This window comes from Mycobacteroides saopaulense (genome assembly GCF_001456355.1).
Taxonomy (GTDB): Bacteria; Actinomycetota; Actinomycetes; order Mycobacteriales; family Mycobacteriaceae; genus Mycobacterium; species Mycobacterium saopaulense.
On sequence record NZ_CP010271.1, the window covers coordinates 4119794 to 4142847 of the forward strand.

Below are 23054 nucleotides of genomic sequence, written 5' to 3' on the forward strand. Positions count from 1 at the left end.
CCGGTCTTAGGTTTCCAACTGATCCAGGGTGACCTGGACCGTGCGCGACGCTCCTGACGGGTCGTTGTAGGTGAGCGTCACGTTGTCGCCGGGAGCCTTGGAGCGAACCGCGGCCACCAGCGCCTCAGGGCCGTCGATGACCTGGTTGTCGACCTTGGTGATCACCGCGCCCTTGGGCAGGCCGGCCGTGGCCGCCGCGCTGCCGCGCACAACTCCTGCGACCACCGCGCCCTGGGTGTCCTCACCGGATCCCAGTTGTACGCCCAACGAGGCATGCCGCACCGTGCCGGTCGACACCAACTCATCGGCGATGCGCTTGGCCTGATCCACCGGGATGGCGAAGCCCAGTCCAATCGATCCGGCCTGCCCGCCCCCTTGCGAATCCTGACCGCTGGACAGCGAGGCTATGGCCGAGTTCACACCGATGAGGGCGCCGTTCATGTCGACGAGCGCACCGCCGGAGTTGCCGGGGTTGATGGCCGCGTCCGTTTGGATGGCACTCATCACCGAATGCTGGCCGCTCTGCTCATCGCCGGTACTGACTGGGCGACCGAGTGCGCTGATGATGCCCGTTGTCACCGTGCCCTGCAGGCCCAGGGGCGACCCGATGGCGACGACGTTCTGTCCTACCTTCAGGTCTTTCGACGAACCGATGGTGATGGGCGTGAGGTCGGAGACGCCCTGGGCTCGGACCACTGCGATGTCGTCATCGGGGTCGGTACCGACAATGGTGAAGGGCACCGAGCGGCCGTCCGCCAGTGTCACCGTCGCCTTGACTCCGTCACCGCCCCGGGCGGACGGCCGGGTGGTGCGCCCGTCGGAGCCATCCAGTTCCTGGCCGTCGCGGCCGTCGCGGTAGCCGCCGGGCAGCTGCTCCCCGGGCAGGATGCCCGGCGGAAGATTGGTGAGCGGACCGCGGGGTGCGGTGTTGCCGCGCAAGGGGCTCGAGTCACCCGCGCTACTCATCCCCGCCACGACGTGATTGTTGGTCAGAATCAATCCGTCGGCGCTCAGCACGACGCCCGAGCCCTCTTCCTGCTGCTGTCCGCTTCGAATTTGCAGTTGCACCACGCTGGGCAGCACCTTGGCCGACACCTGTTCGACCGAGCCCGCCGGGGCCGCGCTGCCGGGCTTACCGAGAATGGAACCTGCTGGCAATGAAGGCTTTTCGCTAGCACCCGGGCCGGATACCTGGGCGGCCGGGGCCGCGTGTGTGGAATGGTTCACCACGACGGCCGCCGTGGCGGTGCTGGCCACTACCGCCACCGCGACCGCACCGCAGGCCATCCCCAGAACGCGAAGGCGCTTCTTGCCCGCCGGGTTCGGAGCCAATGCGGCTCGGTTCGGGAAGGTCTCTCCGTACGCGTAGCGTGTCCGGGTATCGGGGGACAAACCGTGCACTTGCCGATAGCCGTGCTGTCCCAACGGGAAATCATCTCCGTACGGCGGATGCCCGGGCAGATGGTTCATGTGTGTTCCTTCTTTCTCACCATGCATCAGGGCACACGCCGCAGTTGATGCGCACTGTCACAGTGCCCGCCTCCACTGAGGCCATGCTGAGAATTTCCTCGCTGCTAGCCAAGACTTTTCAGGAGGTGGAGGGCGCAGCTGGCGGTTGCGGTCCGGCATCCATCACCGGAAGCGGTGCCGTGACCGGTTCCGGTGCCCGTGTCTCGCGGCCACGTCGGACGATCTCGAAGACGTTGATCGGCCACCAGAACCAGCGGCCCAGGGCCGCGGCGATCGCCGGTGTCATGAAGGCACGAACGATCAGTGTGTCGACGATGAGGCCGATACCGATGGTCATGCCCAGCTGACCCACCACGCGCAGATCACTGACGATCATCGACATCATGGTGAACGCGAACACCAGGCCGGCGGCGGTGACCACCCGGCCAGTGGCTCCCATGCCGCGAATCATGCCGGTATTGAGCCCGGCGTGGATCTCCTCCTTGAGCCGCGAGACCACCAGCAGGTTGTAGTCCGAACCCACCGCCAGCAGGATCACCATCGACAACGGGATCACGATCCATTGCACACCGAGTCCAAGGATGTCCTGCCACAACAACACTGACAGGCCACACGCGGTGCCCAGGGACGCCGCCACCGTGCCGACGATGACCAGGGCCGCCACCACGGAGCGGGTGATCAGCACCATGATCGCAAAGATCAGGATCATCGACGCGATGACCGCGATCATCAAATCAATGGAAACACCGTCCTGCATATCGGCATACATCGAAGCGGTACCCGCGATCGAGACCTTGGCGTTGGACAGCGGAGTGCCTTTAACCGCGTCGGCAACAACACCTTTGAGGTCGCGGACGTGTTCGATGCCCTCGACCGAGGCCGGGTCGCCCTGGTGGGTGATGATGAATCGCACCGCCTTGCCGTCGGGTGAGACGAACATCTTGAGCCCGCGCTTGAAGTCGGGGTTGGTGAATACATCGGGTGGTAGATAGAAGAAGTCGTCGTTCTTGGCTTGATCGAAGTACAAGCCAATCTCCGTGGCGCCCTTCGCCAATTCTTGCTGTTGGGCCTGGGTCCCGGCCATTGTACTGTGGGTGGCGATCATGAAGTCGCGCATCCGGCCCATCGAATCAATGGTCGTTCTCAGCACCGGCAGCATCTGCGGCATCAGCTGGTCCATGTGATCCATATCCGCGATGAGGCCGTGCATTTGATCGGCGAGCACGTCAACGCTGTCCAAAACATCGAAAATCGATCTCAGCGACTGGCAGATCGGGATGTCAAAGCAATGCTTTTCCCAGTAGAAGTAGTTACGCAGCGGCCGGAAGAAATCGTCAAAATTGGCCAAGTTGTCACGCATCTCCTGGATGGTCGCCTCCATCTCATGAGTCCGGCCCACCATGCTGTGCATGGTCCCCGTAAGTTCCTGCATGAGGCTGTACATCCGCTCCATGCTGGCCACGGTCCTGCTCAGTTCGTCGGCCTGCTCAAGCATCTGCGCCGAGTTCTCGTTGTTGAACTTCGCGGTCTGCAGGGTGCCGGCGTTCTGCGCGCCCATCAAGAACGGGATCGAGCTGTGCTCGATCGGCGCGCCCAGGGGACGGGTGATCGTCTGTACCCGCTCGATACCGCGCATGTGCACAATGCCTTTGGCCACCCTGTCAATGACCAGCATGTCGGCCGGTGTACGCAGGTCGTGGTCGGCCTCCAGCATCAGCAGCTCGGGGTTCATACGGGCCTGGGAGAAGTGCCTGTCGGCGACCTCCATGGCAAGGTTGGCCGGCATATCGGCCGGTGTGAACTTCTGGTCGTTGTACTGCGGCACGTACGTCATCAGACTGACGAAACCGATGATCGCGATCAAGCTGGTCAACACGATGATCGGAATGGGCCAGCGCACCACCGACGTACCGACCTTGCGCCAGCCAGTGGTGGATAGCTTGCCCCTGGGCTCCAGGAGCCCGAACTTGGAGGCCACCGTCAACACCGCGGGCGCCAACGTCAGCGCGGCGGCCACGATCACCAGCACCGAGATCGCACACGGCAGCGCCATGCTCTGGAAGTACGGCAGCGTGGTCATGGTCAGGCACAGGCACGCACCGACGATGGTCAGGCCTGAGCCCAGAATGACGTGCGAGACACCGTGATATGCCACGTAATACGCGTCTTCCCGGCTCAGTCCCTTCGACCTCTCCTCGTGATAACGACCGAAGAGGAAGATCACATAGTCCGTGCCGGCCGCCAGCGCCAGCATCGTCACCATGCTCACCGCGTAGGGAGTCAATCCGATGACGTTCAGATAGCCCGCTGTCGCCGTAACACCTTGGGCGGCAAATAGTTCCAGGCCAATAATGACCATGGAGATGAGCATGGTGACGATGGAGCGATAGATGAACAGGATCATCACGATGATCACGCCCACCGACACCAGTTCCATGGTCGCCATGCTCTGGTGACCGGCCACCTGGGTGTCAGCGTTGAGCACGGTCGTGCCGGCGACATGGGCCTTGATACCCGTTGGGGCGGGAACGGAGTCGACAATGTGACGCACCGCGGCCACCGATTCATGGCTGGCGCTGGTGCCCTGCGAACCATTGAGGAAGATCTGTACATAGGCGGCCTTGCCGTCCACACTTTGTGAGCCCGCCGCGGTCAGCGGATCGCTCCAGAAGTCCTGGACGTTCTGCACGTGCTCGTGATCGTCCTTGAGCTTGGCGACGATGTCGTCGTAGTACTTGTGCGCGCTGTCGCCCAGTTTGTCGTCGCCTTCCAAAACGACCATCGCCGAGGAGTCCGAGTCGTACTGCTGAAACACCTTGCCGATGTTCAACATCCCTTGATAAGACTCGGAATTCTGCGGGCTCAGAGGCACCGACCGGCTCGCCGCCACGTCAGTCAGAGATGGGGTCACCGTGCCCAAGATGACCGCGAGCGCCACCCAGAACAGAATGATCGGCAGCGAGAGAACCCGGACCAGGTGGCCGAGGAACGGGCGGTGCGGCTTTGCGTGCAGATTGCTCATACGGATTTCACCAAGCAGTAGATGAACGGTTTGACTTTGTCTGCGCTGGAACGGTTGTCGCGCACCTGCCCGTCGACGGTCACGCGGCAGCCCAGGTCGCTGACATCGCGATCCCCCTGGGCGACGATATTGGCCGACATCGACGGCAGCGTCGTCACGATCGTGAATGACCAAGGGAGCGAGGCATTCTCGATCAGATGGGGTTGGCCGTTCTCATCGAGGTAATTGAGGTTCGCGGTGCCGCCGGAGCCGACGACCTCGTACGTGATGCGCTTCGGGTTGAAGTTGGCAGTGATGCCCGATCCCTCGCCGAGTTTCGCTGGACGAGGCGCAGCGGAGCCGCGGATCTGCGCAATCGCATATCCACCGATCCCGACGACGACCACCAGCAGCAGCGGTATCCAGAATTGCTTAAACAGTCGGTACACCCGTGCATCCCCTTCTGCTTGTGCGCTGTTCAGGACCGCAGGTTCCTGCCGGTGAGGCGACTACCAGACGAGCGGCATCACCACTTTGTGTACCGCCGGTCTATTGCGTCAGAGACCGTACCACGGTAATGGACCGGCGGTTCACTATCGAGCGATCGGCGGCGGATTAACATCGGGCCATGAACTTCCGGCGGGCTCGCAGCGAGGAGCAGCGCGAGATCCGTCGGCAAGCCATCCTGGAAACCGCCTCGTCGATGCTCAGCGACATGCCAGTGAGCCAGATCAGCCTTAATGAGCTGAGCCGTCGCACCGGGCTAGCAAAATCGGCGATGATCCGCTATTTCGAGTCGCGCGAGGCTGTGCTGCTGGAGTTGCTCGACGGCGCCCTGCGGGATTGGGTGACCGAAATTGTGACGGAGCTCTCTGCCGACACGTACGACGGTTCGGCGCAGCAGCGAGCCGACCACCTGGCGGCCCTGCTCAGCCGGTCGCTGCGAGAACACGCTGTGCTGTGCGATCTGATGACCGCACAGCCGGGCGTCCTGGAATACAACGTCTCACCCGAGACGCTGCTATGTTTCCGGCGATCCGCCCACACCACCATCGCCAGGTACACCGACGCCATTCGCAGCTTCATCCCTGAGCTCGGCGACGATTCCCAGAGTGTGTCGCTTTCCACCGTGGTGACCAGCGCGGCGCTGTGGATGTACGCCCAACCGTCGGCCAGCGCCATCGCCGCCGCCAAGGCCGAACCCGCGCTGGCAGACATCTCATTGAACTTCGACACCGACCTGGAAACCATGCTGTCCCGGCTGATCATCGGTGCCCTGGTCAAGCGCTCGTCCTGATCGACTGCCCTTTCGCGAGTACCAAATCCGTGAGGGCACGGACTGCGGCGCGCTCCCACATGTAAGCTCACACGCCGAGAGGTCCTACTAGCTCTACTGGACGGGGCCGGCCTCCGCCGATGTAGTTCAATGGCAGAACATCAGCTTCCCAAGCTGAATACGCGGGTTCGATTCCCGTCATCGGCTCCACACCCGCCCACGAGGCGACCTCCTACCGCTACCCATGCGGCATTTCCCAAGGCCCTTGCCGCGACATACTTTTCGTCCATTCCGTTAATTCTGCGAAGATAGCTGTACAACCCGAAACCCAGATGCGAAGATGTCTCAGTGGGTGGAGAGGATCCTTCCGTGGCGCAGGCCCGGACACTGTTGGCGTCGCTCTACGAGCATGTCTACGAGACGTCGCAAAACATGGCCAAGACCGAGCATCTCATCCGACATACGCCAGCGGGCAGTTCCCCGCATCGACATCACCGCCAGCGCGCAGCCGCCATGCGCAAGGACATATTCGAGGCAAAACGCCTGATCGATGACCTACACAGTCGCTATCCGGCTACACGCCGTCCCGCAACAACAACCTCAGGTCCATAGCGTCGGCCCCGCGCACTCCGTCCAGCTCGGCGCGGGCCCGTCGCTCCACCAACAGAGGCACGAACTCACGCACCCTGCATTCGGCGAACCGTTCATACGCGGCCTGGACGGCACCGGAAACCCGCTCGGGAGTCAACCACGAGTAGTTAGCTGTCAACTGCCGCTGCACCGCGGCCACCAATGCCCGCTCATCCATTACCGCGCCATGGGAAATGGATCGATATTCGGGCCATTTTTGGTGAGGGTGAACTGGTGAACGCTGGTATATCCGGCACGAAACAGGTCCACGCATCCATTCAGATACTTGTCGAATCGTTCGTACACCTCGCGGCCCTGAAGCGCGATGGCCTCATCGCGATGGGCGCGCAATCGTTCGGCCCAGCATTGCAAGGTCTTGACGTAATGGGGACCGATCTCGTGCAGCCTGCCGACGGTGAATCCGGCCTTCTGCGCGTGGTGTTCGACCTTACGCACGGAGGGTAGGCGTCCACCGGGAAAGATCTCGGTCATGATGAACTTGGCAAACCGGGCCAGCTCGAAAGTCAGTGGCAGTCCCAGTTCTTGCACCCGGCGCTCATCGAATGCCGTGATGGTATGCAGAAGCAGCACCCCGTCGTCGGGCAATATGTTCCAGGCCATCGTGAAGAAGTCGTCATAGCGCTCAAACCCGAAGTGTTCGAAGGCGCCAATGGACACGATGCGGTCGACCTTGGTGTGGAATTCCTCCCAGCCTTGCAACCGGATGTCGATGGTTCTCCGGGTAGGAACCTTCCCGAGCTTGTCGATCGCATACTTGCGCTGTTCATCCGAAAGCGTCAGCCCGATGACATTGACGTCGTACTTTTCGATGGCCCGTTGCATGCCTGCGCCCCAACCACATCCGACATCGAGCAGCGTCATCCCCGGTTCCAGGCCTAGCTTGCCCAGCGCTAAGTCGAACTTGGAAATCTGAGCCTCGTCGGCGCTCGCATCCTCACGTTCGAAATACCCACATGTGTAACCCATTGTGGGGCCCAGGAAGAGCTCATAGAAGGAGTTCGAGATGTCGTATATGGACGATATCTCGTCGTACTTGGGACTTAAGTTAGGCATTACGCACGGTTCCCATCATTCAGCGCCGCCCCACCGGCGGACAATTGGCGTGGCTGTGCCCTAGGCACTGATCATCTGCACCTTGGCGCCCTGGCGTTCGGCACGTTTGGCTTGGCGTTCCAGGTATTTGGCCTTGACTTCCTCGAAGTCGGAGGCGGTCTTCTTCAGGTCGCCGATAATGCGGTCGAGATCTTCGCGATACCACTCGGCCTCACTGCTGATGTCGTCGCGATCGAAGATGCGCCACTTGCGCAGCACCGGCAGCACCACCTCATCGAGATGCGACTGCGGGTCGTACACCCCGCCGGTGGCGATGGTGACCGCATTGCGGCGAAATCCGGGAATCGTGTAACCGGGCATGGTGAAGTTGTCGAGCACCTTGTGCACGGCCTTGACCGCTTGATTAGGTGCAATCTCCATGCCTGCGTGCACCATGTTGCGGTAGAAGATCATGTGCAGGTTCTCGTCGGTCGAGATGCGCTTGAGCAGCTCGTCGGCGATGGGCTCATCGCACGCCTTACCGGTGTTGCGGTGCGACACACGAGTCGCCAACTCCTGGAACGTCACGTAAACCACTGAGTCGAACAGCTTCTCGGCGAACACCAAATCTCCGCCTTGGCGGTTCTGGCCCGGAGAGAAGCCACGGGTCATCTGCTCCACGCGCAACTTCTCCAACTCGACCGGATCCACCGAACGGGTCACCACCAGATAGTCACGAATAGCGATCCCGTGCCGGTTCTCCTCAGCGGTCCACCGATTCACCCACGTGCCCCACGGCCCGTCCATCGTGAAATTCATCGCGATCTCACGGTGATACGACGGCAGATTGTCCTCGGTCAACAAATTGGTGATCATCGCCACCTTGGCAACCTCGGAAAGCTTGGACTGCTCCGGATCCCAATCCTGACCACCCAAAGCCTTGTAGTTCTTACCCTCCGACCACGGCACATAATCGTGCGGATTCCAGTCCTTGGTCACCCCCAGGTGGCGATGGACATTCTCCTCGACAACAGGCTCAAGCTCATGCAAAAGCTCAAGGTCGGTGAATTCCTTCTGCATCTGTTTCCTCACGCCGGCCGTGACGATCGGCAACGGCAGACGGCATTCCTTCTCACGAGAATCTCGACATGACGGTCAGGGCACATTGAGAGCGGCACCGCAGGTGCATCGCTTCGTGTGCTTCCGGCGGATTTGCCACACCGCGTCGACCGTGCGTCCCAGTGCACGGGCAATGTCATCCACAGCCCGCGATCGGTCGAGCGCATAGGCAATTTCGTGGGAAGACCAGCGAGTCCGGTACGGCGACGGTTCCGGCGTCTCGAATCGCTGCTCCCACACCCGGTCGGCGCGCGCGTTCAGCTGTTCCCAGCGAGTGGTCTCGGCTTCTCCGATCCACCGCAGACGCGCTGTTTCCGCCGTATGACACGTTTCGCACCGGCACCCAGCCTGAAATCCCGCTGCACCATGCGTTGTCACTCCCGCCGACACCATGGGGGAACTGTAAGACATACTGTCTCAGACAGCAAGAGGTAGTCGCATCGTCACGAATGCGAATTCGATCCAAGCATCCCCTGCGTAAAGAAGATCGCCCAGGACCGCACGCTGCGCCTGGACGGGCACCATCGCCCCGGTGCGGTCGCCGTCAGCGTCCCCGATGTGTCTTATATCCGTTGATAAATAACAGATTTCATGAATACCACCGCGTGCCCAACGTGTGACGCACACGGTCATCGACCCTCATGCCAGCGGCTCAGCACACCGCCAGCAATCTGGCCCAGACGGTTTGCGTACCGGCAGCTATCAGGCCGTGGCCGCGGCCCCATACAACGGCAGGTCCACCTCGTGTCCGAGCACCAGTTCGGCGAAACGCTCGATGACTTGCTGGTGGTACATGTTGACAAGGTCTTCGAAAAGGGCCAGCTGGGACTGGGTGGGGCCGGCCTCGGTTTTCCGCGCGGCCACAAAGGCACGCCACACCAACACGCGTACGTCCGGCGCATCCGGATAATAGGCGGCGAGCGCCTCGGGCAGGCTCAGGATCATCGCGCCTATCGAGTTCAACACCGCCTTCCGGAAGGGTTGGTGGAGTGCTGACAGCACGTGGCGGATGATGCCCAATTCCTTCTCGAACATTGCCGGGTAGTCCGGATCATTCAGCTGGGTAATTGATTCCAGCTCATCTACATCGTTCTCAAGAGCAGTCAAGTCCGGCTGCTCGTCGAGCGTCGCGTAGGTGATGAGCGATTCCAACACAATCGCGCGTTCCATGTCGACCGCGTCCCGGAACATTTCAAAGACCTCGTCGGGCGCCTGCGAGAGTCTGAACACGTAACCACCGACGTCCGCGCCCGCCCCGTCGCGAAGGTCGCAAATCACGAATCCACGCGCACGCTGGGCGGCGACGATCCCCATCGCTTCCAGCCGTCCGAGAACCAGTTGCGCCGTCGCACGATTCACGTCGAACTCATCGGCGACCTGACGGACGGACAGCATGAGATCACCGGGTGCGTACTCCCCGCCCACCACGCGGCGCGCCAACTCGTCGGCAATGTCGGCCACTACCGTCTTCGATTCCATCACCCCGCCTCTCGCACTCCAAATGCTCAAACCGTCTCGGACAGCATAGTCGGGTGGCTCACGGGACTTGACGGGATGAGACAAGGACCAGACACTGATCTCGAATTAGCTGACATGTAGCGCGCTGCGCGCTGTTCCCTGAGGTAGGTCATGCTCGATCGGCACCGAGGCAAAGTAGTACCGCTGTTCTCACGGCGGGCCACCGAGGCTTCTACTGGCCGCGTGCCCGCGCGCCTGCCCGTACGCAATGCAAAGCTGGCCACACTCCCCGCCGCCTACGCGGCCCGCCGCGTAGGCGGGGTGGGCAAGCGTTTCCTCGGCCGCTCGGCCGAGGAAATCGGCCGCGACATACAAATACGCACCGCGCAACATGTGTTCGAGATCCTCGGTGAGTTGCGCGGGGGTGCCCAAAAGCTCGGCCAGATCCTGGCGCTCACCGAACTGAGGTTGCCCAGCGAGCTGGCCGAGCCCTATAGGGTCACGCTGAGCAAGCTGCAGGATTCCGGACCGTCCATGCTGCCGTCCCTCGTGCACGAGACCATGGCGGCCAATATGGGCGCGGGTTGGCGTCAATCCTTCAGCGCGTTCGACTCATCGCGGGCGGCGGCCGCCTCGATCGGGCAGGTTCACCGTGCGGTGTGGCATGACGGCACACCGGTGGCGGTCAAAGTGATGTATCCGGGAGTGCGCGAGGCACTGCTCAATGAGCTCGGCCAGCTTCGCTCCATGGCGCCCATGGTTGGGGTCGCTTTCCCGGGCGGCGATGTCCGATCGGCAATCGATGCGCTCTGTGACTACGTCGGCGAGGAACTCAATTTCCGACAGGAGGCGCACTATCAACGCGCGTTCGCCGCTGCGTACGCCGACGACGCGGAGTTCGTGGTACCTCGGGTCATCGAGCAGCAGCGCGACGTGCTGATCAGCGAATGGGTGGACGCTGTACCGCTGAATCAACTGATACGCAATGGATCCCAGGAAGATCGCAACCGCGCGGCAACGCAGATCCTTCGCTTCGTCATGACGAGCTTCGGCCGCAGCGGATATCTGTACGGGGACCCGCATCCCGGCAACTTCCGGCTGCTTCCCGACGGGCGGCTCGGTGTTGTCGACTTCGGAGCCTGTTCGACATATCCCAACGGTTTCGTGGAACTCGTTCACGATCTGGGAGAGGCAATCCTCAACGGTGACAACGACGATCTCGACTCCGCGCTCCGCAAGCACGGATTTGTGGCGCCGGGCCAAGAGCTCAACGGCCCAGCCATTGTCGAGGCCATCTCGCCGTTCCGCGCGCTGTTCCTCGCACCCGAGGCGCACCTGAGCCGAGCGTGGTTCGCCGGCCAGGTCAACAGCCTCGCGCAACCCCGGCTATCCAACGTCGCACGTCAGATGACATTGCGGGGTGAACTGATCCCGACCACACGCGTCCTCATTGTCCTGCTCGGCACCCTCAGCCAATTGGAATGCGTGGTGCCGCTACGCGACGAGGTCGTGTCCGGATGGACGGGGCTGGCCGACGTGTTGCAGCGCTATCTGGCACGCACCGAATCGGTTGGCCCATAGCGGTATCGGCGCAAAGGATTAACGACCATCGGGCAGTGGTCAACCGATCCGGTACTCGGTACGGCGTTCGATGCTGTAGGCGCCAAGTGAGTCACCTCGCTTGACGCGATACATTGCGTTGTCGGCCTTGATCAGCAGATCGGCAACAGCAGCTACCAACGAGCTGTCCGGGAGATCACCGAGCCGTGAGAGTGCCTCGGAGGCAACGCCCACACTGGAGTTCACCGGTATCTCGTCGCCGCCGCTGTCCATCGCGTCCTGCACCACCTGGTGGTAGTTGAGGACCTCGTCGGAACAGACAATCGCGACCACACCGAACTCGTCGCCACCGAGCCTGGCCAAGAACCTATCTGGCCCCTGCAACGCCTGCAGTTGTCGTGCGGTACGACGCAAAACCTCGTCACCAACACCATGTCCGTAGGTGTCGTTGATCGATTTGAACTCGTCAAGATCGATGACCGCAACGACGATGTGTCTGTTCCTGGCATCGCCGGTCCACTTCTCGCATGCTTCTTGAAGACCCCGCCGGTTCAGCAGCCCGGTCAGATCGTCGTGACGCGCAAGGTGGTCTCTGTCGTCGGCGTGGGTGGCGAACTGCGCCATACCGCCGTAGATGACCCAAGCCGCAATCAGGTTGGCCAAGATCACCGTGGCCACGATCGTGATCAGCGCCGGGGCGTTGGAGTCACCTCGGAAAACGGCTCCTCCCACCGCCAACGCGGTGGCGACGACCGTGACAGCGCTTTGTATCGCCACCGCGGTGCGACCGTGAAACACGAACGTATAGGTGTTGGCAGCCACTAACCACGCCAGTTTGACGAAGGCGATCCCGCTCGTCGTCACCACGCAGATGCCGATCACAATCGACACATCGCAATACGCCACGTACGCAAGAGACTCCAGGTAAGTAGCCGGCTTCTTGAGTGCGTAGCGCACACCCCAGAGGAATCCCGGAATTGAAATGCCCAGGCACAGAAAAGGAACCGTCGACATTCCCGAGAAGGCCAGGGAAATCGCCGCCGCCGCAATGCCCGTCACGCACACAGCGGTCAAGACCGCAACGGCACGCCGCAAGTGGATGCGCTCCAGAATCTCACTGCTGGTGGCGTAGATCTGCGCTCCCCGACGAGCGTCACCCATGGCCGCACACTCCCGTTCATCCCGTCGAACACTGCGCGCTGGCCCGGCAACGGTCATGCGACAGCTACCGCCGTAAACATCTCACAGATTTGGTCAACGCCGTGTGCCTATTAGAACAGCAGAGAGTTGCGGCGACACGCTTTTCCCGGCGTGGCATGCACCCCGGAGTCGGTCACGAGCACCGCTGACGCACATGCCACCGCGAGAAGTCTCACGCCACGAATCAACCCCACATCGGGTTCGATCGCGGAGAAAACCGGTCAGGCCCCGGCTTCCTCCGGCACGTCGTGGCGCACCACGCGAACCTTGCCGCGCGGCAGGCTGGCCACATATCCGTGGTACTTGCCATAGATCTCCCACGCCGTGTCGAAGTCGTGATGCGGCACGTCGATCACGTGGTCATCGGAGAACTCCATGTGCAAATCGCCTTTGTCGTTCCACCTGGCCTCGGTGCATGTAGAACCCGAGATGCTGAAGAGCGGACGCTCCTCATCCAGGATCGCCTTCGGATCGACACAGACGATTTCCCGCGGCCACCTCCCCGCAGGGGGAAGCGTGAGCCACATCGGCACGGCGATAACCACCTCGTTGTAGTCACCAAGACTGATTACCAATCCGTCACGGAACATGATCCGCTGAACTGGACAGCCCTCAATCCATGCTTCGGACATACCTTCACTCTGAACCCGCCTCTCAGCTAGCACAAGGGGTTGACGGCACAAGTTTTATTGTCGAAACTAGTCGAAACGTAAACGTTATTTGTGCTGCCCACAGACCGTCGGCAGCACACTGTTTTGCTTGTTTTTCACGTCTTTTTGCTGAACCACACGAGCACGACGGCTTTATCGTCTTGGCGAACGAATTTCTCCTGGGTGCCCTAACATTCGCTATGAGCTAGCAGCGTGGCTAGCACCGCGGCGAAAGGGCCACCCCATGACAGCGGAGCTATCGGAAGATATCGGACAGCCGCGAATCACTCCGCGCCCAGCGCCCACCGATCGTCCTCAGCTGCCCCGGCCGGTCGATCTGACGCTGCGGGAACGTGCCATGGTCGAGACCTCTGCGCTCACCGATATCGCCCTTCGCACCGTCGGCGCGCTTTCCGTGATGGGAGTCGTGGCCCCAAGCCTGCTCATCGACCGCGAGTTCGTGGCACGCGAGCGCGACAACCTGGCCTTCTACGGTGAACTTGCCGCGATGGGTGACGCAGACCTGTCCTTCCCCGCACCGCAGACCACGCCGGTCGTCTTCTCACGCCCCGCAGGTCCCGTCGCGCAGGCACTGGCCAAGGGCACCGTGGAGAACCTGGATTTCGAGAGTCCTTACGAAGCACGCAATCCCGCCTATCGGGACTATTGGAAGCGCTTCCCGCACAACAGTGTCGCGCGTGCCCAGCATTGGCGTCACGACGACGGCCCGCGTCCCACCCTGTGCGTGATCCATGGGTTCTTCGGATCGCCGTACCTACTCAACGGAGTGTTCTTCGCGCTGCCCTGGTTCTTCCGCAACGGATACGACATCTTGTTGTACACCTTGCCTTTTCATGGCCGGCGAGCCGAGAAGTACTCGCCGTTCAGCGGGTCCGGATACTTCAGCCATGGCTTCACCGGTTTCTCCGAGTCGATGTGTCAGGCCGTGCACGACTTCCGGATCTTCGTGAACTACCTGCGCGGCACCGGAGTCGAAAGGATCGGACTCACCGGCCTGTCGCTCGGCGGCTACACCACCGGATTGATCTCCACCGTGGAGCGCCGGATCGACGTCACCATTCCCAATGTTCCTGTGGTGGATGTGAAATCGCTTCTGCACAGCTGGGTTCCGGCCGAACACACGATCAAACTCGCCGCCAGGCTCGGTCACCTCGACCACAACCAGCTCGACGGCGCGCTCTCCTACTCCTCTCCCCTCACCTACCAGCCGGTGGTGCCAAAGGAGCGGCGACTCATCATCACCGGACTCGGCGATCGACTAGCACCCCCGGAGCAAGCCGAAATGCTCTGGGAGCACTGGGATCGTTGTGCCCTGCACTGGTTCCCGGGAAACCACATCCTGCATGTGAACCAGGGTGATTACCTACGCCGAATGACCGGATTCCTCGACCGGCATCTGAACGCCTAGCCCTTGACTGCCGACACCAGGCTGATCGAGTTGAACATGTACCAGGCGGGCTGGCTCGGCTCGGGCAATGTGCGACCCGAGAGATTGAGATAGTCCAACAGCTCGGTACGCTCAGAACCCCAACCGTGGCAACGGAACCAGGTTGCGGCCTCGCTGCGCTGCTCGTTGTAGATCAGCGAGAAGAAATCCGAATTCGCCTGATCGCCGCTTTCGTTGGCACCCGCGACCAACATGGCGAACACCACGTCCGCGTAGGTCGTCATCTGCTCGATGCCCACGAAGCTGCCCGGGGCGGCCAGCTCGTCGATGGATTCGAACAGTCGTTCCTGGGCGTCTGCCGGCAGATAGATCAACAGCCCTTCGACAATCCACGCCGAGGGCTTGGATGAATCGAAACCCTTTTCCTGCAATGCCTTACCCCAGTCTTCGCGCAGGTCAACGGAGATCTCCACGCGATCGGCCGTAGGCTCGGCCCCGTGCTCGTCGAGCACCTCTCGCTTGAACTGATGCACCAACGGCTGGTCCAACTCGAAGACCGTCGTCCCCGGGGCCCACTCGAGTCGATAAGCTCGCGAGTCCAGTCCCGAGGCCAGAATCACCACCTGTTTGACGCCGGCCTCTATCGCCTTACCGAAGTACGTATCGAAATAGCGTGTGCGAGCGCCCTGGAAGCTCACAAAATACTGCCCGAATTCCTCCGAACGCAAAGGATGTTCGGGCCCGCCTCCGGCGACCAGTTCTGCCCATTCCCCGCCGGCGGCACGACAGAAGACCTCCGCATACTGGTCGACCGCCAAGGGCGCGGGTTTCGTGGCTTCAAGAGCCCGGCTGGCCGCCACGAACAGCGCGGTGGAGCCGACACTTGTGTTGATATCCCAGTTGTCGCGATCGGTACGCATGGCCGCGACAATACCCCGCCAGTGTGACAACTAGGTTGACATGCATGGGCGCAACCGTGACGCGCTAGTACGCTCCGTCGCTGCGCACGACGGCACGGAACGTGCGCCAGAGGATCGCGACGTCGGAAACCATGGACCAGTTCTCTACGTACGACAGATCCAGGCGCACGGCCTCGTCCCACGGGAGATCCGATCGTCCACTGACCTGCCATAGTCCGGTGATACCGGGCTTGACCAGAAGCCGGCGCTTGATCACGTCGGTGTATTCCTCCACCTCGCGGCGCAGTGGCGGCCGTGGGCCCACCAGACTCATCTCACCGCGCAGCACGTTGAACAGTTGAGGCAGTTCATCGAGGCTGGTGCGCCGCAGGAACCTGCCCACCACGGTGACGCGTGGATCCTCGCGCATCTTGAAAAGCGGCCCGGCCCCGTCATTTTGGGCCATCAGCGCATCAACCATCCGATCCGCGCCGACCACCATGGACCGGAATTTGATCATGCGGAAGGGGTTGGATCGCACTCCGATGCGCTCGGCCGAGTAGAACACCGGTCCGCGCGACTCCAGCTTCACCGCGAGAGCACACGCCAGCAGAATGGGGCTGAACCCGATGATGAGCAACAGCGCACCGATCCGGTCGAACAGCACCTTGTGTAGCCGGGAAGCACCCTCGTACTGGGGTTCGGCGAGGTGGATCAGCGGCATCGATCCTGCGGGGCGTACCCGCACCCGGGGCTGGTCCACATCGAACACGCCCGGCGAGACCAGCAGGCTGACCCCGATTTCGCTGAGGCGCCAGGCGAGTTCGCGCATCTTCTCCGGACCGAGCTGTTCGGTCGCGGTGACCGCCACCGTATCGGCGTCCGCTTCCATGACGGCGGCGACGATCCGATCCTCCGAACCGAGGATCGGAATGCTCCGGTCTCCGACTTCGACGTTCTGGCCTGGCGCACCCAAGTATCCGGGAACGCACACGCCCACCACGCGGTATCCGAGCGCGGTGTCGCGCCCGAAGTTCTCGGCCAGGTTGAGCGCCGCGGCATCGCCGCCGAGCACAACCACGTTGAAAATCTGCTTGCCGCGGGCGCGCTGCCGGTTGAGCCAGGCGCGGCTGAGCTTCCGGTTCAGGAGTAGCAGCACGATGCCGACGATGAGGGACATCCCCAGGGCAAAACGCGAGACATTGAACTTGAACAGCACACTGACGATGGCGAAGAGGCCGAACATGTGGAATGTCGCGCGCAGTACTCGCTGATACTCCTCGCCGCCGCTGCCCATGAGGTGCGGGTCCCTACTGCGGTACACGCCGAGCAGCAGCGCCCAGTAGCAGAAGAAGCCAATACGAATCCAGAGCTCGGCGGGCGTCATCGGGTTGGTGGCGTTGCGCAACTCGATCCAGGTCCAGCCCGCAACGGCGACGATCAGTGTGTCGGTGACCATCAGCCACCGGGAGTAGACGTCCCCCCAGTGAGCCGCGCGGTGTCCGGCGGAGGTCTGAGGTGGTGTCTGGGTCTGCGGTGGACGCGGGCGGCGCACACTGCCGATCCGGCCCCTCAGCCGGGTCGGTGCGGGCGAGCCCTCATTCACCGCGACCACGAGCTTGTCCTCTCAGAACATCCCCATCAGCAAAACCAAACAGCTCGTGTCACGCAGTGACGGGGTGCAGAAGATTCAGCACGTCCCGGCCATGACCACCATCGCGTAAATACCTCGGCCCGGCGGCGACACCAGAGGTGTAACGCCCGTTACCCAGTTTCGTTCGGAAGGGAATGTATCCACGGAACCACGATCTGGCAACACCGAAACCTGGAGGTCCTGCAATTGTGACGGAGTTCACGAACGGCCGTCCCAAATGTACAGATCGTTCTTATTTATATGACGATCAGATGTCATATTTACGGGGTTTGAACTGCACCAACGCACAAAGTCTGTCAGGTCCACAAAAAGTTCGTCATGTACAAATTTGCTCACTACAAGTGTAGTGAGCAAGCATTCCAGCAATGTCGACAGCTACTTTAGGACAGTGTCGTGCAATCTCCTGGGACCGCCATAAGCCTCCGCGCCGGACGACCAGCACGTCGCCGAGTCCCTGATTCCCTACCTGACAGATTTTGCCCATGGATGCCCGACGAGCCCACCATGTCTGGTAACGCTCGTGAATCACATGGTCAGCGGACCGCGTGTCCCCACATCTAGTCGCTAACTGGGTACGCCTGTTAGCCCGATATCGGTCAGACGAGCGGGCGGCCGGTGCGAATCCGCCAGTCGAGATCGAGCATCAGCGCGTTGAAGGGAAACCGGCGCAGCCCGTTCGGCAGCAGGCGGCTCCCGAATCCGAGGACCGCGAGGAGCCTCCTGAACGTTCGCTCGCGCGCCGGACTCCACGGCAGCCGCATCTCGTCGCGGAACCGCTGCGGCAAGAATCCGGTCGTGATGAATCGCGAGAAGGCGCCCACGGGGCGGCGCATGAACTTCGGCACCGCGATGGACGCCGACGCGATGCGGTACAGATACGGCCGCACATGATCGTCGATGTGCACCAGATCCATTGACCGCTGCCAGTACTCATCGAACTCGGCACACGACTTCGGCCACATCGCCAACGGCATCTGCAAGGTGGTTCCCATGACGGCGCCTTCTTGCAAACACCGCTCGGCCATTTCCCCGGTCATCGGCCCGACAAATGCCTCGTACACGTCGACGAAGCCCTTGTAGAGGCAGATCGCCACCCATTTCTGCAGCTCCGGGTCGAAGGCGTTGTACTGCACCTTGTCCCCCGGCGCCGAGTGAACCTGTGCGTGCGCACGGTTGGTCGCCTTGCGGAACGCGGCCTTCTGATCCGGATTACCCAGCGTGGAAACCGACAAGAAGGTGAATGTGGTCCGGGCCCGCTTGATGGGGTGCAGGTCGGCCCGCCCGCTCTCGACCTTGCTGTCGACGACGCCATATCCCACACCGGGACGCGCCAGCTGCATGATGACGTTGGCCGGCCCGCCCAACAGGGCCAAGCCCATGAAGTTGTCCGCGATATTGGGCTGGCGACGCCAGGACCACCACGGGGACAGCTGCGGTGCAGGCGGTACGGGCTCATTGCGACGGCTCCGCGTACCCGGGCCCCCGTCGCCTTCGAATTGCCCTTCAACTGCCGATAACTGCTCGATAGTCACCGTTGACCCCTTGCATCTGCGAACATGTGTTATCAAATATCGTGCAGCGGAGCGCCCCGCCTGTCAAGATGTAGTGATGTCGTCATCGCGGGTCTACGGGGGCGTCCAGGCCCTCGACCGGCAAGCCGAGCGTCGCAATCGACTCCTGGAGGCCGGGCTTGACCTGCTCACCGCCGGTCCCGCACCAAATCTGACGGTCCGCGGTGTATGCAAGCACGCGGGCGTGGTCGCCCGGTATTTCTACGAGAACTTCACCGATCTGGATGAGCTGACCGCCCAGGTGTACGACGGCGTGATCGGCAAGGTCGCGATCTCGACCCAGAAAGCGGTGGACGCGGCGCCGCGGCGCGAGAAGACCGCGGCGGGTATCTCCAATATCGTGCACTCCATTGCCGAGGATCCCCGCATCGGCCTGCTGCTCTTCGGCAGCAATCCTGCCAACTCCGTGATTGCGCAGCGCCGCAGCGCCGCCGAGCAGCTCTTCGCGACCCTCTCCGGCCAGCACCTGAACAAGACATATCATCTTGCGAATGACGAGTCCATGCGTGCCGCAGCATATTTCGCGGTAGGCGGCGTCGGACAGACGCTGGCGGCCTGGGTGTCCGGTCAGCTGAAACTCGGCATCGACGAACTCGTCGAAGTACTGACCCGCCTGCTGGAACCGACTACGCGGTAGCCACCTCGCGCGGGGTGCGCTCGGCAGCCGTCTTGGGCGCGACACGTACGTCTGCCGCAGTGAACTCTTTTGTCCAGCACGCAAATTCAAGAGTGATGCCGTCTGGGTCCAGGAAGTAGAAGGATCGCACGTACACGCCCGGGTGTAGTTCCTTGGAGACCTGGAACTCACTCTCGTCATGGTTCAAGATGGGCCCCACCCGAACGCCCTTGCTCTTGAGCTTGACGCGGTACTCGTCGAACTTCTCGGCCGGAACATGCAGCGAGATGTGGTTCATCGAGCTCACGGCACTGATGATGTCGCCGATTCCCGGTATCGCCGCAGGCGCCGAGATCCCGGGGACACCGTCCGGCGCGTCCTTGAACCAGAAGAAGGCCAGGGAGTCGCCGCCGCCGGCGTCGAAGAAGAAGTGCTGCCCCTGCCCCATCGGCAGGTCGAGCGACTTGATGAGCGGCATGCCCAGCACGTTGGAGTAGAAGTCAACGGTGCGTTCCATGTCCGAACACACAAGCGCCACATGGTTGAAACCGCCAAACTCGAACTCGGAGTTGGGGTTGTTCGGTTTGATCATCGTCACGGGGAGCCTCCTTGATCCGACCGCATGACACCTTGCGTTTTACGCTAATCTGAATCTAACATCAGGTTCAGAAACAGGTCAATACCGATCGGCGAGCAGACACAAAAGCACCGTTTTTCCCGGCGTGTCGGGAGCCTTTACGTCTGCTCGTCAGAAGGAAGCAGCGTGGTCCAACCCACCGTTCGCGGACGTCAGACCCAGGCCGCCATCGACGAGGCAGCACGAACTGTCGTCGCCCGCAAGGGAATACTTGCCACTACCGTCGCCGATATCGCGGCGGAGGCCGGCCGGTCCACCGCGTCGTTCTACAACTACTACGACTCCAAAGAGGCGATGGTCGCGCAGTGGGCCATGCGATTTCGCACCGAGGCCCAAGAGCGGGTGTCGGCGGCCATCGGGCACGGGCGCTCCAACAAGCAGCGCGCCCGAGACATCGCCACCGCGCACTGGCTCACCTGGCGCCACCAGCTCGCCGAGATGATCAGCGTGTCTCAGCTGGCCATGATCAACACCGAGTTCGCCGAGTTCTGGAACCAGATGTGTTCCGAGCCCATCGATTTCCTGACCACCACCATCAAGCGCGCACAGCGTGACGGATACAGCCCCGGCAACGATCCGCACCTCATGGCCAGCGCCATCGTCTCGATGATGAATCAGTTCGCCTACAACCAGCTCAGCCAGGGCAACGCGGCCACTGTCGACGACGATGCCTGCATCGACACCCTGGCCGGAATCTGTTACCGCGCCATCTACTCCAAGGAGGTCTGCTGAATGCCCGACAAGATGACGACGATCGTGCGGGATTTCGTGGGGCTGCCCTCGCCGACCGCCGGACGCAACGGTGCCGGTGGGCATCCGTGCCAGGGTCTGTACCACCGGGCCGCCGGCACCAAACCCAAGATCGCCTTCATAGCGACGCACTATCAGATCGACTTCTCCGAGCACTACATTGCCGAGTACCTGGCTCGTCACGGGTATGGGTTCCTTGGCTGGAACACCCGCTTCCGCGGTTTCGAAAGCCACTTCCTGCTCGATCACGCCCTGGTCGACATCGGCGTGGGCGTGCGCTGGCTTCAGGAACAGGCGGGCGTGGAAACCGTACTGCTGCTGGGTAACTCCGGTGGCGGCTCGCTGATGTCGGCCTATCAATCGCAAGCAGTGGCCCCCAAGGTAACGCCACTGGAGGGCATGCGCCCGGCCGAGGGCCTGGACAGCCTGCCCGCCGCGGCCGGCTATGTCGCCAGTGCCGCACATCTGGGCCGCCCCGATGTGCTGACGGACTGGATGGACGCCTCGGTGATCGACGAGAGCGATCCGGCATCCACCGACCCCGCCCTGGATCTGTTCAACGAGGAGAACGGGCCGGCCTACTCGACCGAGTTCGTCGCCAGGTACCGCGAGGGCCAGGTCGCGCGCAATCACCGCATCACCGCGTGGGCGCTCGACGAACTGGCACGGGTGCGCGCGGCCGGGTTCAGCGACCGTGCCTTCACGGTGCACCGCACCTGGGCGGACCCGCGCATGGTCGATCCCACCCTGGAGCCCACCAAGCGCCCGCCGAACCTGTGTTACGCAGGGGTGCCGGTGAAGGCCAACCGCTCGACCTTCGGAATCGGTTGTGCCACCACATTGAAGAACTGGCTGGGCATGTGGAGCCTGTCGCACGCCCAGACGCGCGCCGAGCCACATCTGGCCGATGTCACCGTTCCGGCGCTGGTCATCAATGCCGACGGCGATACCGGCGTCTTCCCGTCCGATGCTCGGCGCATCTACGACGCGTTGGGTTCGACCGATAAGTCACGAGCCTCCATCGATGCCGACCACTACTTCCAGAACCCGGGAGCGCGCCAGGAGCAGGCCGATACCATTGCCGAGTGGGCAAGCAAGCGGTGGGAGTGAAGGTCCTCGCCCACTTTCCGGTCGGCCCACGCGTCCGCGAACAGCTTGCCCCGTACGCCGATTGGCTTGACGTGCGCTTCTGCGCCGAGGACGATGACGACACCTTCTACGCCGAACTACCGCATGCCGACGTGCTCTGGCATGTGCTTCGTCCGCTTTCTGCCGATGACGTCGCGAAAGGCGAACGGCTGCGGCTGATCCACAAATTCGGTGCGGGGGTGAACACCATCGCGCTGGACGCCGCCTCCATGCAAGGGGTGGCCGTCGCGAACATGCCCGGCGCCAACGCGCCGTCGGTCGCCGAGGGTGCGCTGTTGCTCATGCTGGCGACGCTGCGGCAACTGCCACGGCTGGACCGGGAGATTCGCGCAGGTCGCGGCTGGCCCACCGATCAGTCGCTCGGTGACACCGTGCGCGATATCGGCTCGTGCACAGTCGGATTGGTGGGATACGGCAACATCGCCAAGGCGCTGGAACGGATCCTCTTGGCGATGGGCGCCGCCGTGCTGCACACCAGCACCCGCGACGACGGCACCAGCGGGTGGCGCAACCTCGATGACCTGCTCACCAGCAGCGATATCGTCTCGCTGCATCTCCCCCTGACCGAGACCAGCGCCGGGATGCTCAACGCCGAGGCGCTATCCCGGATGAAACCCGGATCGGTCCTGGTCAACACCTCGCGCGGGGCGGTGGTCGACGAGGCCGCCCTGGTCGAAGCGCTGCGACACGGCCCTCTTGGCGCCGCGGGTCTCGATGTCTTTGCGCAAGAGCCGGTTTCGCTAGATAACCCGCTGCTGACGCTGCCGAATGTGGTGCTCACGCCGCACGTCACATGGTTCACCGCAGACACCATGACGCGCTACCTGGACCACGCGATCGACAACTGTCGGCGCCTCAAGGATGGACTGCCGCTAGCTGACCGCGTGCGCTAGGCTAGCCCCGAGATTTACACTAGAGAATATTCGTAAACGAACCACAATGGCGTGGGAGGA

The 23054-nt window shown here is 62.3% G+C and carries 20 protein-coding genes and 1 tRNA gene; 8 read left to right on the top strand and 13 right to left on the bottom strand.

Annotation, left to right across the window (positions count from 1 at the left end; genetic code table 11):
- Positions 1-6: 6 nt before the first annotated feature.
- The 3 genes from MYCSP_RS20525 to MYCSP_RS20535 all read right to left on the bottom strand — a co-directional run bounded on the left by MYCSP_RS20525 (position 7) and on the right by MYCSP_RS20535 (position 4920).
- Positions 7-1287 (bottom strand): S1C family serine protease, encoded by a 1281-nt coding sequence (locus MYCSP_RS20525; RefSeq protein ID WP_083019835.1) that lies wholly within the window; start codon positions 1285-1287, stop codon positions 7-9.
- Positions 1288-1588: 301 nt separating this feature from the next.
- The gene (locus MYCSP_RS20530; RefSeq protein ID WP_088414948.1) at positions 1589-4492 is read right to left on the bottom strand and encodes an MMPL/RND family transporter; all 2904 of its coding nucleotides are present in this window, start codon (positions 4490-4492) and stop codon (positions 1589-1591) included.
- Positions 4489-4920: an MmpS family transport accessory protein gene (locus MYCSP_RS20535; RefSeq protein WP_017205780.1), complete on the bottom strand. Its 432-nt coding sequence runs from the start codon at positions 4918-4920 to the stop codon at positions 4489-4491. Before MYCSP_RS20535 ends, MYCSP_RS20530 begins: the two co-directional genes overlap by 4 nt.
- A 179-nt stretch (positions 4921-5099) precedes the next feature.
- On the opposite strand from MYCSP_RS20535, the gene MYCSP_RS20540 reads away from it, so the two are divergent.
- Both MYCSP_RS20540 and MYCSP_RS20545 read left to right on the top strand, forming a co-directional pair.
- Entirely contained in the window at positions 5100-5768 is a 669-nt protein-coding gene (locus MYCSP_RS20540; protein ID WP_083019827.1) for a TetR family transcriptional regulator, read from the top strand.
- A gap of 115 nt (positions 5769-5883) precedes the next feature.
- Positions 5884-5957 (top strand) — tRNA-Gly (locus MYCSP_RS20545).
- A 364-nt stretch (positions 5958-6321) separates the two neighbouring features.
- Here the strand turns inward: MYCSP_RS20545 and MYCSP_RS20555 are convergent.
- From MYCSP_RS20555 to MYCSP_RS20570, 4 genes are all read right to left on the bottom strand, one after another.
- Positions 6322-6555, bottom strand: a complete 234-nt coding sequence (locus tag MYCSP_RS20555) for a three-helix bundle dimerization domain-containing protein (protein ID WP_088414950.1) — start codon at positions 6553-6555, stop codon at positions 6322-6324.
- Positions 6555-7451 (bottom strand): cyclopropane mycolic acid synthase family methyltransferase, encoded by an 897-nt coding sequence (locus MYCSP_RS20560; RefSeq protein ID WP_083019831.1) that lies wholly within the window; start codon positions 7449-7451, stop codon positions 6555-6557. Before MYCSP_RS20560 ends, MYCSP_RS20555 begins: the two co-directional genes overlap by 1 nt.
- Before the next feature lie 60 nt (positions 7452-7511).
- A complete protein-coding gene (locus MYCSP_RS20565) occupies positions 7512-8510 on the bottom strand; it encodes an acyl-ACP desaturase (RefSeq protein ID WP_088414951.1) in 999 nt (332 codons plus the stop codon).
- Positions 8511-9251: 741 nt separating this feature from the next.
- Positions 9252-10028, bottom strand: coding sequence for a winged helix-turn-helix domain-containing protein (locus MYCSP_RS20570; RefSeq protein WP_083014399.1), 777 nt, complete (start codon positions 10026-10028; stop codon positions 9252-9254).
- Positions 10029-10250: 222 nt separating this feature from the next.
- On the opposite strand from MYCSP_RS20570, the gene MYCSP_RS20575 reads away from it, so the two are divergent.
- Positions 10251-11588, top strand: a complete 1338-nt coding sequence (locus tag MYCSP_RS20575; RefSeq protein WP_235629503.1) for an ABC1 kinase family protein — start codon at positions 10251-10253, stop codon at positions 11586-11588.
- Positions 11589-11627: 39 nt separating this feature from the next.
- Here MYCSP_RS20575 and MYCSP_RS20580 read toward each other — a convergent pair whose 3' ends face one another.
- Positions 11628-12728 carry a GGDEF domain-containing protein gene (locus MYCSP_RS20580; RefSeq protein WP_088414955.1) on the bottom strand — a complete coding sequence of 367 codons (1101 nt, stop codon included), beginning with the start codon at positions 12726-12728 and terminating at the stop codon, positions 11628-11630.
- 260 nt (positions 12729-12988) lie between these two features.
- Positions 12989-13399 carry a DUF6188 family protein gene (locus MYCSP_RS20585; RefSeq protein ID WP_043076371.1) on the bottom strand — a complete coding sequence of 137 codons (411 nt, stop codon included), beginning with the start codon at positions 13397-13399 and terminating at the stop codon, positions 12989-12991.
- A 262-nt stretch (positions 13400-13661) separates the two neighbouring features.
- Between MYCSP_RS20585 and MYCSP_RS20590 the strand changes: the two genes are divergently transcribed.
- The gene (locus MYCSP_RS20590) at positions 13662-14846 is read left to right on the top strand and encodes an alpha/beta hydrolase family protein (protein WP_088414957.1); all 1185 of its coding nucleotides are present in this window, start codon (positions 13662-13664) and stop codon (positions 14844-14846) included.
- On the opposite strand, the gene MYCSP_RS20595 is transcribed toward MYCSP_RS20590, so the two are convergent.
- The 3 genes from MYCSP_RS20595 to MYCSP_RS20605 form a co-directional block, all read right to left on the bottom strand.
- The gene (locus MYCSP_RS20595) at positions 14843-15745 is read right to left on the bottom strand and encodes a class I SAM-dependent methyltransferase (RefSeq protein WP_088414959.1); all 903 of its coding nucleotides are present in this window, start codon (positions 15743-15745) and stop codon (positions 14843-14845) included. The genes MYCSP_RS20590 and MYCSP_RS20595 overlap by 4 nt on opposite strands.
- A 64-nt stretch (positions 15746-15809) precedes the next feature.
- On the bottom strand, positions 15810-17339 hold the full coding sequence (locus MYCSP_RS20600) for a sugar transferase (protein WP_234809124.1): 1530 nt from the start codon (positions 17337-17339) through the stop codon (positions 15810-15812).
- 635 nt (positions 17340-17974) lie between these two features.
- Positions 17975-18910, bottom strand: a complete 936-nt coding sequence (locus tag MYCSP_RS20605; RefSeq protein ID WP_070911911.1) for an oxygenase MpaB family protein — start codon at positions 18908-18910, stop codon at positions 17975-17977.
- Positions 18911-18986: 76 nt separating this feature from the next.
- On the opposite strand from MYCSP_RS20605, the gene MYCSP_RS20610 reads away from it, so the two are divergent.
- Positions 18987-19586 (top strand): TetR/AcrR family transcriptional regulator, encoded by a 600-nt coding sequence (locus tag MYCSP_RS20610; RefSeq protein ID WP_088414961.1) that lies wholly within the window; start codon positions 18987-18989, stop codon positions 19584-19586.
- On the opposite strand, the gene MYCSP_RS20615 is transcribed toward MYCSP_RS20610, so the two are convergent.
- Complete coding sequence (locus MYCSP_RS20615) at positions 19576-20157, bottom strand: VOC family protein (RefSeq protein ID WP_070912058.1); 582 nt, start codon at positions 20155-20157, stop codon at positions 19576-19578. The genes MYCSP_RS20610 and MYCSP_RS20615 overlap by 11 nt on opposite strands.
- 171 nt (positions 20158-20328) lie before the next feature.
- On the opposite strand from MYCSP_RS20615, the gene MYCSP_RS20620 reads away from it, so the two are divergent.
- The 3 genes from MYCSP_RS20620 to MYCSP_RS20630 are packed head-to-tail and all read left to right on the top strand — an operon-like array spanning position 20329 to position 22994.
- Entirely contained in the window at positions 20329-20934 is a 606-nt protein-coding gene (locus tag MYCSP_RS20620; RefSeq protein WP_088414963.1) for a TetR/AcrR family transcriptional regulator, read from the top strand.
- A complete protein-coding gene (locus MYCSP_RS20625; protein ID WP_083014385.1) occupies positions 20935-22062 on the top strand; it encodes an alpha/beta hydrolase in 1128 nt (375 codons plus the stop codon).
- Complete coding sequence (locus MYCSP_RS20630; protein ID WP_088414965.1) at positions 22038-22994, top strand: 2-hydroxyacid dehydrogenase; 957 nt, start codon at positions 22038-22040, stop codon at positions 22992-22994. Before MYCSP_RS20625 ends, MYCSP_RS20630 begins: the two co-directional genes overlap by 25 nt.
- Positions 22995-23054: the final 60 nt, after the last annotated feature.

Bases quoted from the DNA above. Each gene is read 5' to 3' on its own strand.
- MYCSP_RS20525 (WP_083019835.1), bottom strand. From the start codon at position 1,287: ATGGCCTGCGGTGCGGTCGCGGTGGCGGTAGTGGCCAGCACCGCCACG.
- MYCSP_RS20530 (WP_088414948.1), bottom strand. From the start codon at position 4,492: ATGAGCAATCTGCACGCAAAGCCGCACCGCCCGTTCCTCGGCCACCTG.
- MYCSP_RS20540 (WP_083019827.1), top strand. From the start codon at position 5,100: ATGAACTTCCGGCGGGCTCGCAGCGAGGAGCAGCGCGAGATCCGTCGG.
- MYCSP_RS20555 (WP_088414950.1), bottom strand. From the start codon at position 6,555: ATGGATGAGCGGGCATTGGTGGCCGCGGTGCAGCGGCAGTTGACAGCT.
- MYCSP_RS20560 (WP_083019831.1), bottom strand. From the start codon at position 7,451: ATGCCTAACTTAAGTCCCAAGTACGACGAGATATCGTCCATATACGAC.
- MYCSP_RS20565 (WP_088414951.1), bottom strand. From the start codon at position 8,510: ATGCAGAAGGAATTCACCGACCTTGAGCTTTTGCATGAGCTTGAGCCT.
- MYCSP_RS20570 (WP_083014399.1), bottom strand. From the start codon at position 10,028: ATGGAATCGAAGACGGTAGTGGCCGACATTGCCGACGAGTTGGCGCGC.
- MYCSP_RS20580 (WP_088414955.1), bottom strand. From the start codon at position 12,728: ATGGGTGACGCTCGTCGGGGAGCGCAGATCTACGCCACCAGCAGTGAG.
- MYCSP_RS20585 (WP_043076371.1), bottom strand. From the start codon at position 13,399: ATGTCCGAAGCATGGATTGAGGGCTGTCCAGTTCAGCGGATCATGTTC.
- MYCSP_RS20590 (WP_088414957.1), top strand. From the start codon at position 13,662: ATGACAGCGGAGCTATCGGAAGATATCGGACAGCCGCGAATCACTCCG.
- MYCSP_RS20595 (WP_088414959.1), bottom strand. From the start codon at position 15,745: ATGCGTACCGATCGCGACAACTGGGATATCAACACAAGTGTCGGCTCC.
- MYCSP_RS20610 (WP_088414961.1), top strand. From the start codon at position 18,987: ATGTCGTCATCGCGGGTCTACGGGGGCGTCCAGGCCCTCGACCGGCAA.
- MYCSP_RS20615 (WP_070912058.1), bottom strand. From the start codon at position 20,157: ATGATCAAACCGAACAACCCCAACTCCGAGTTCGAGTTTGGCGGTTTC.
- MYCSP_RS20625 (WP_083014385.1), top strand. From the start codon at position 20,935: ATGCCCGACAAGATGACGACGATCGTGCGGGATTTCGTGGGGCTGCCC.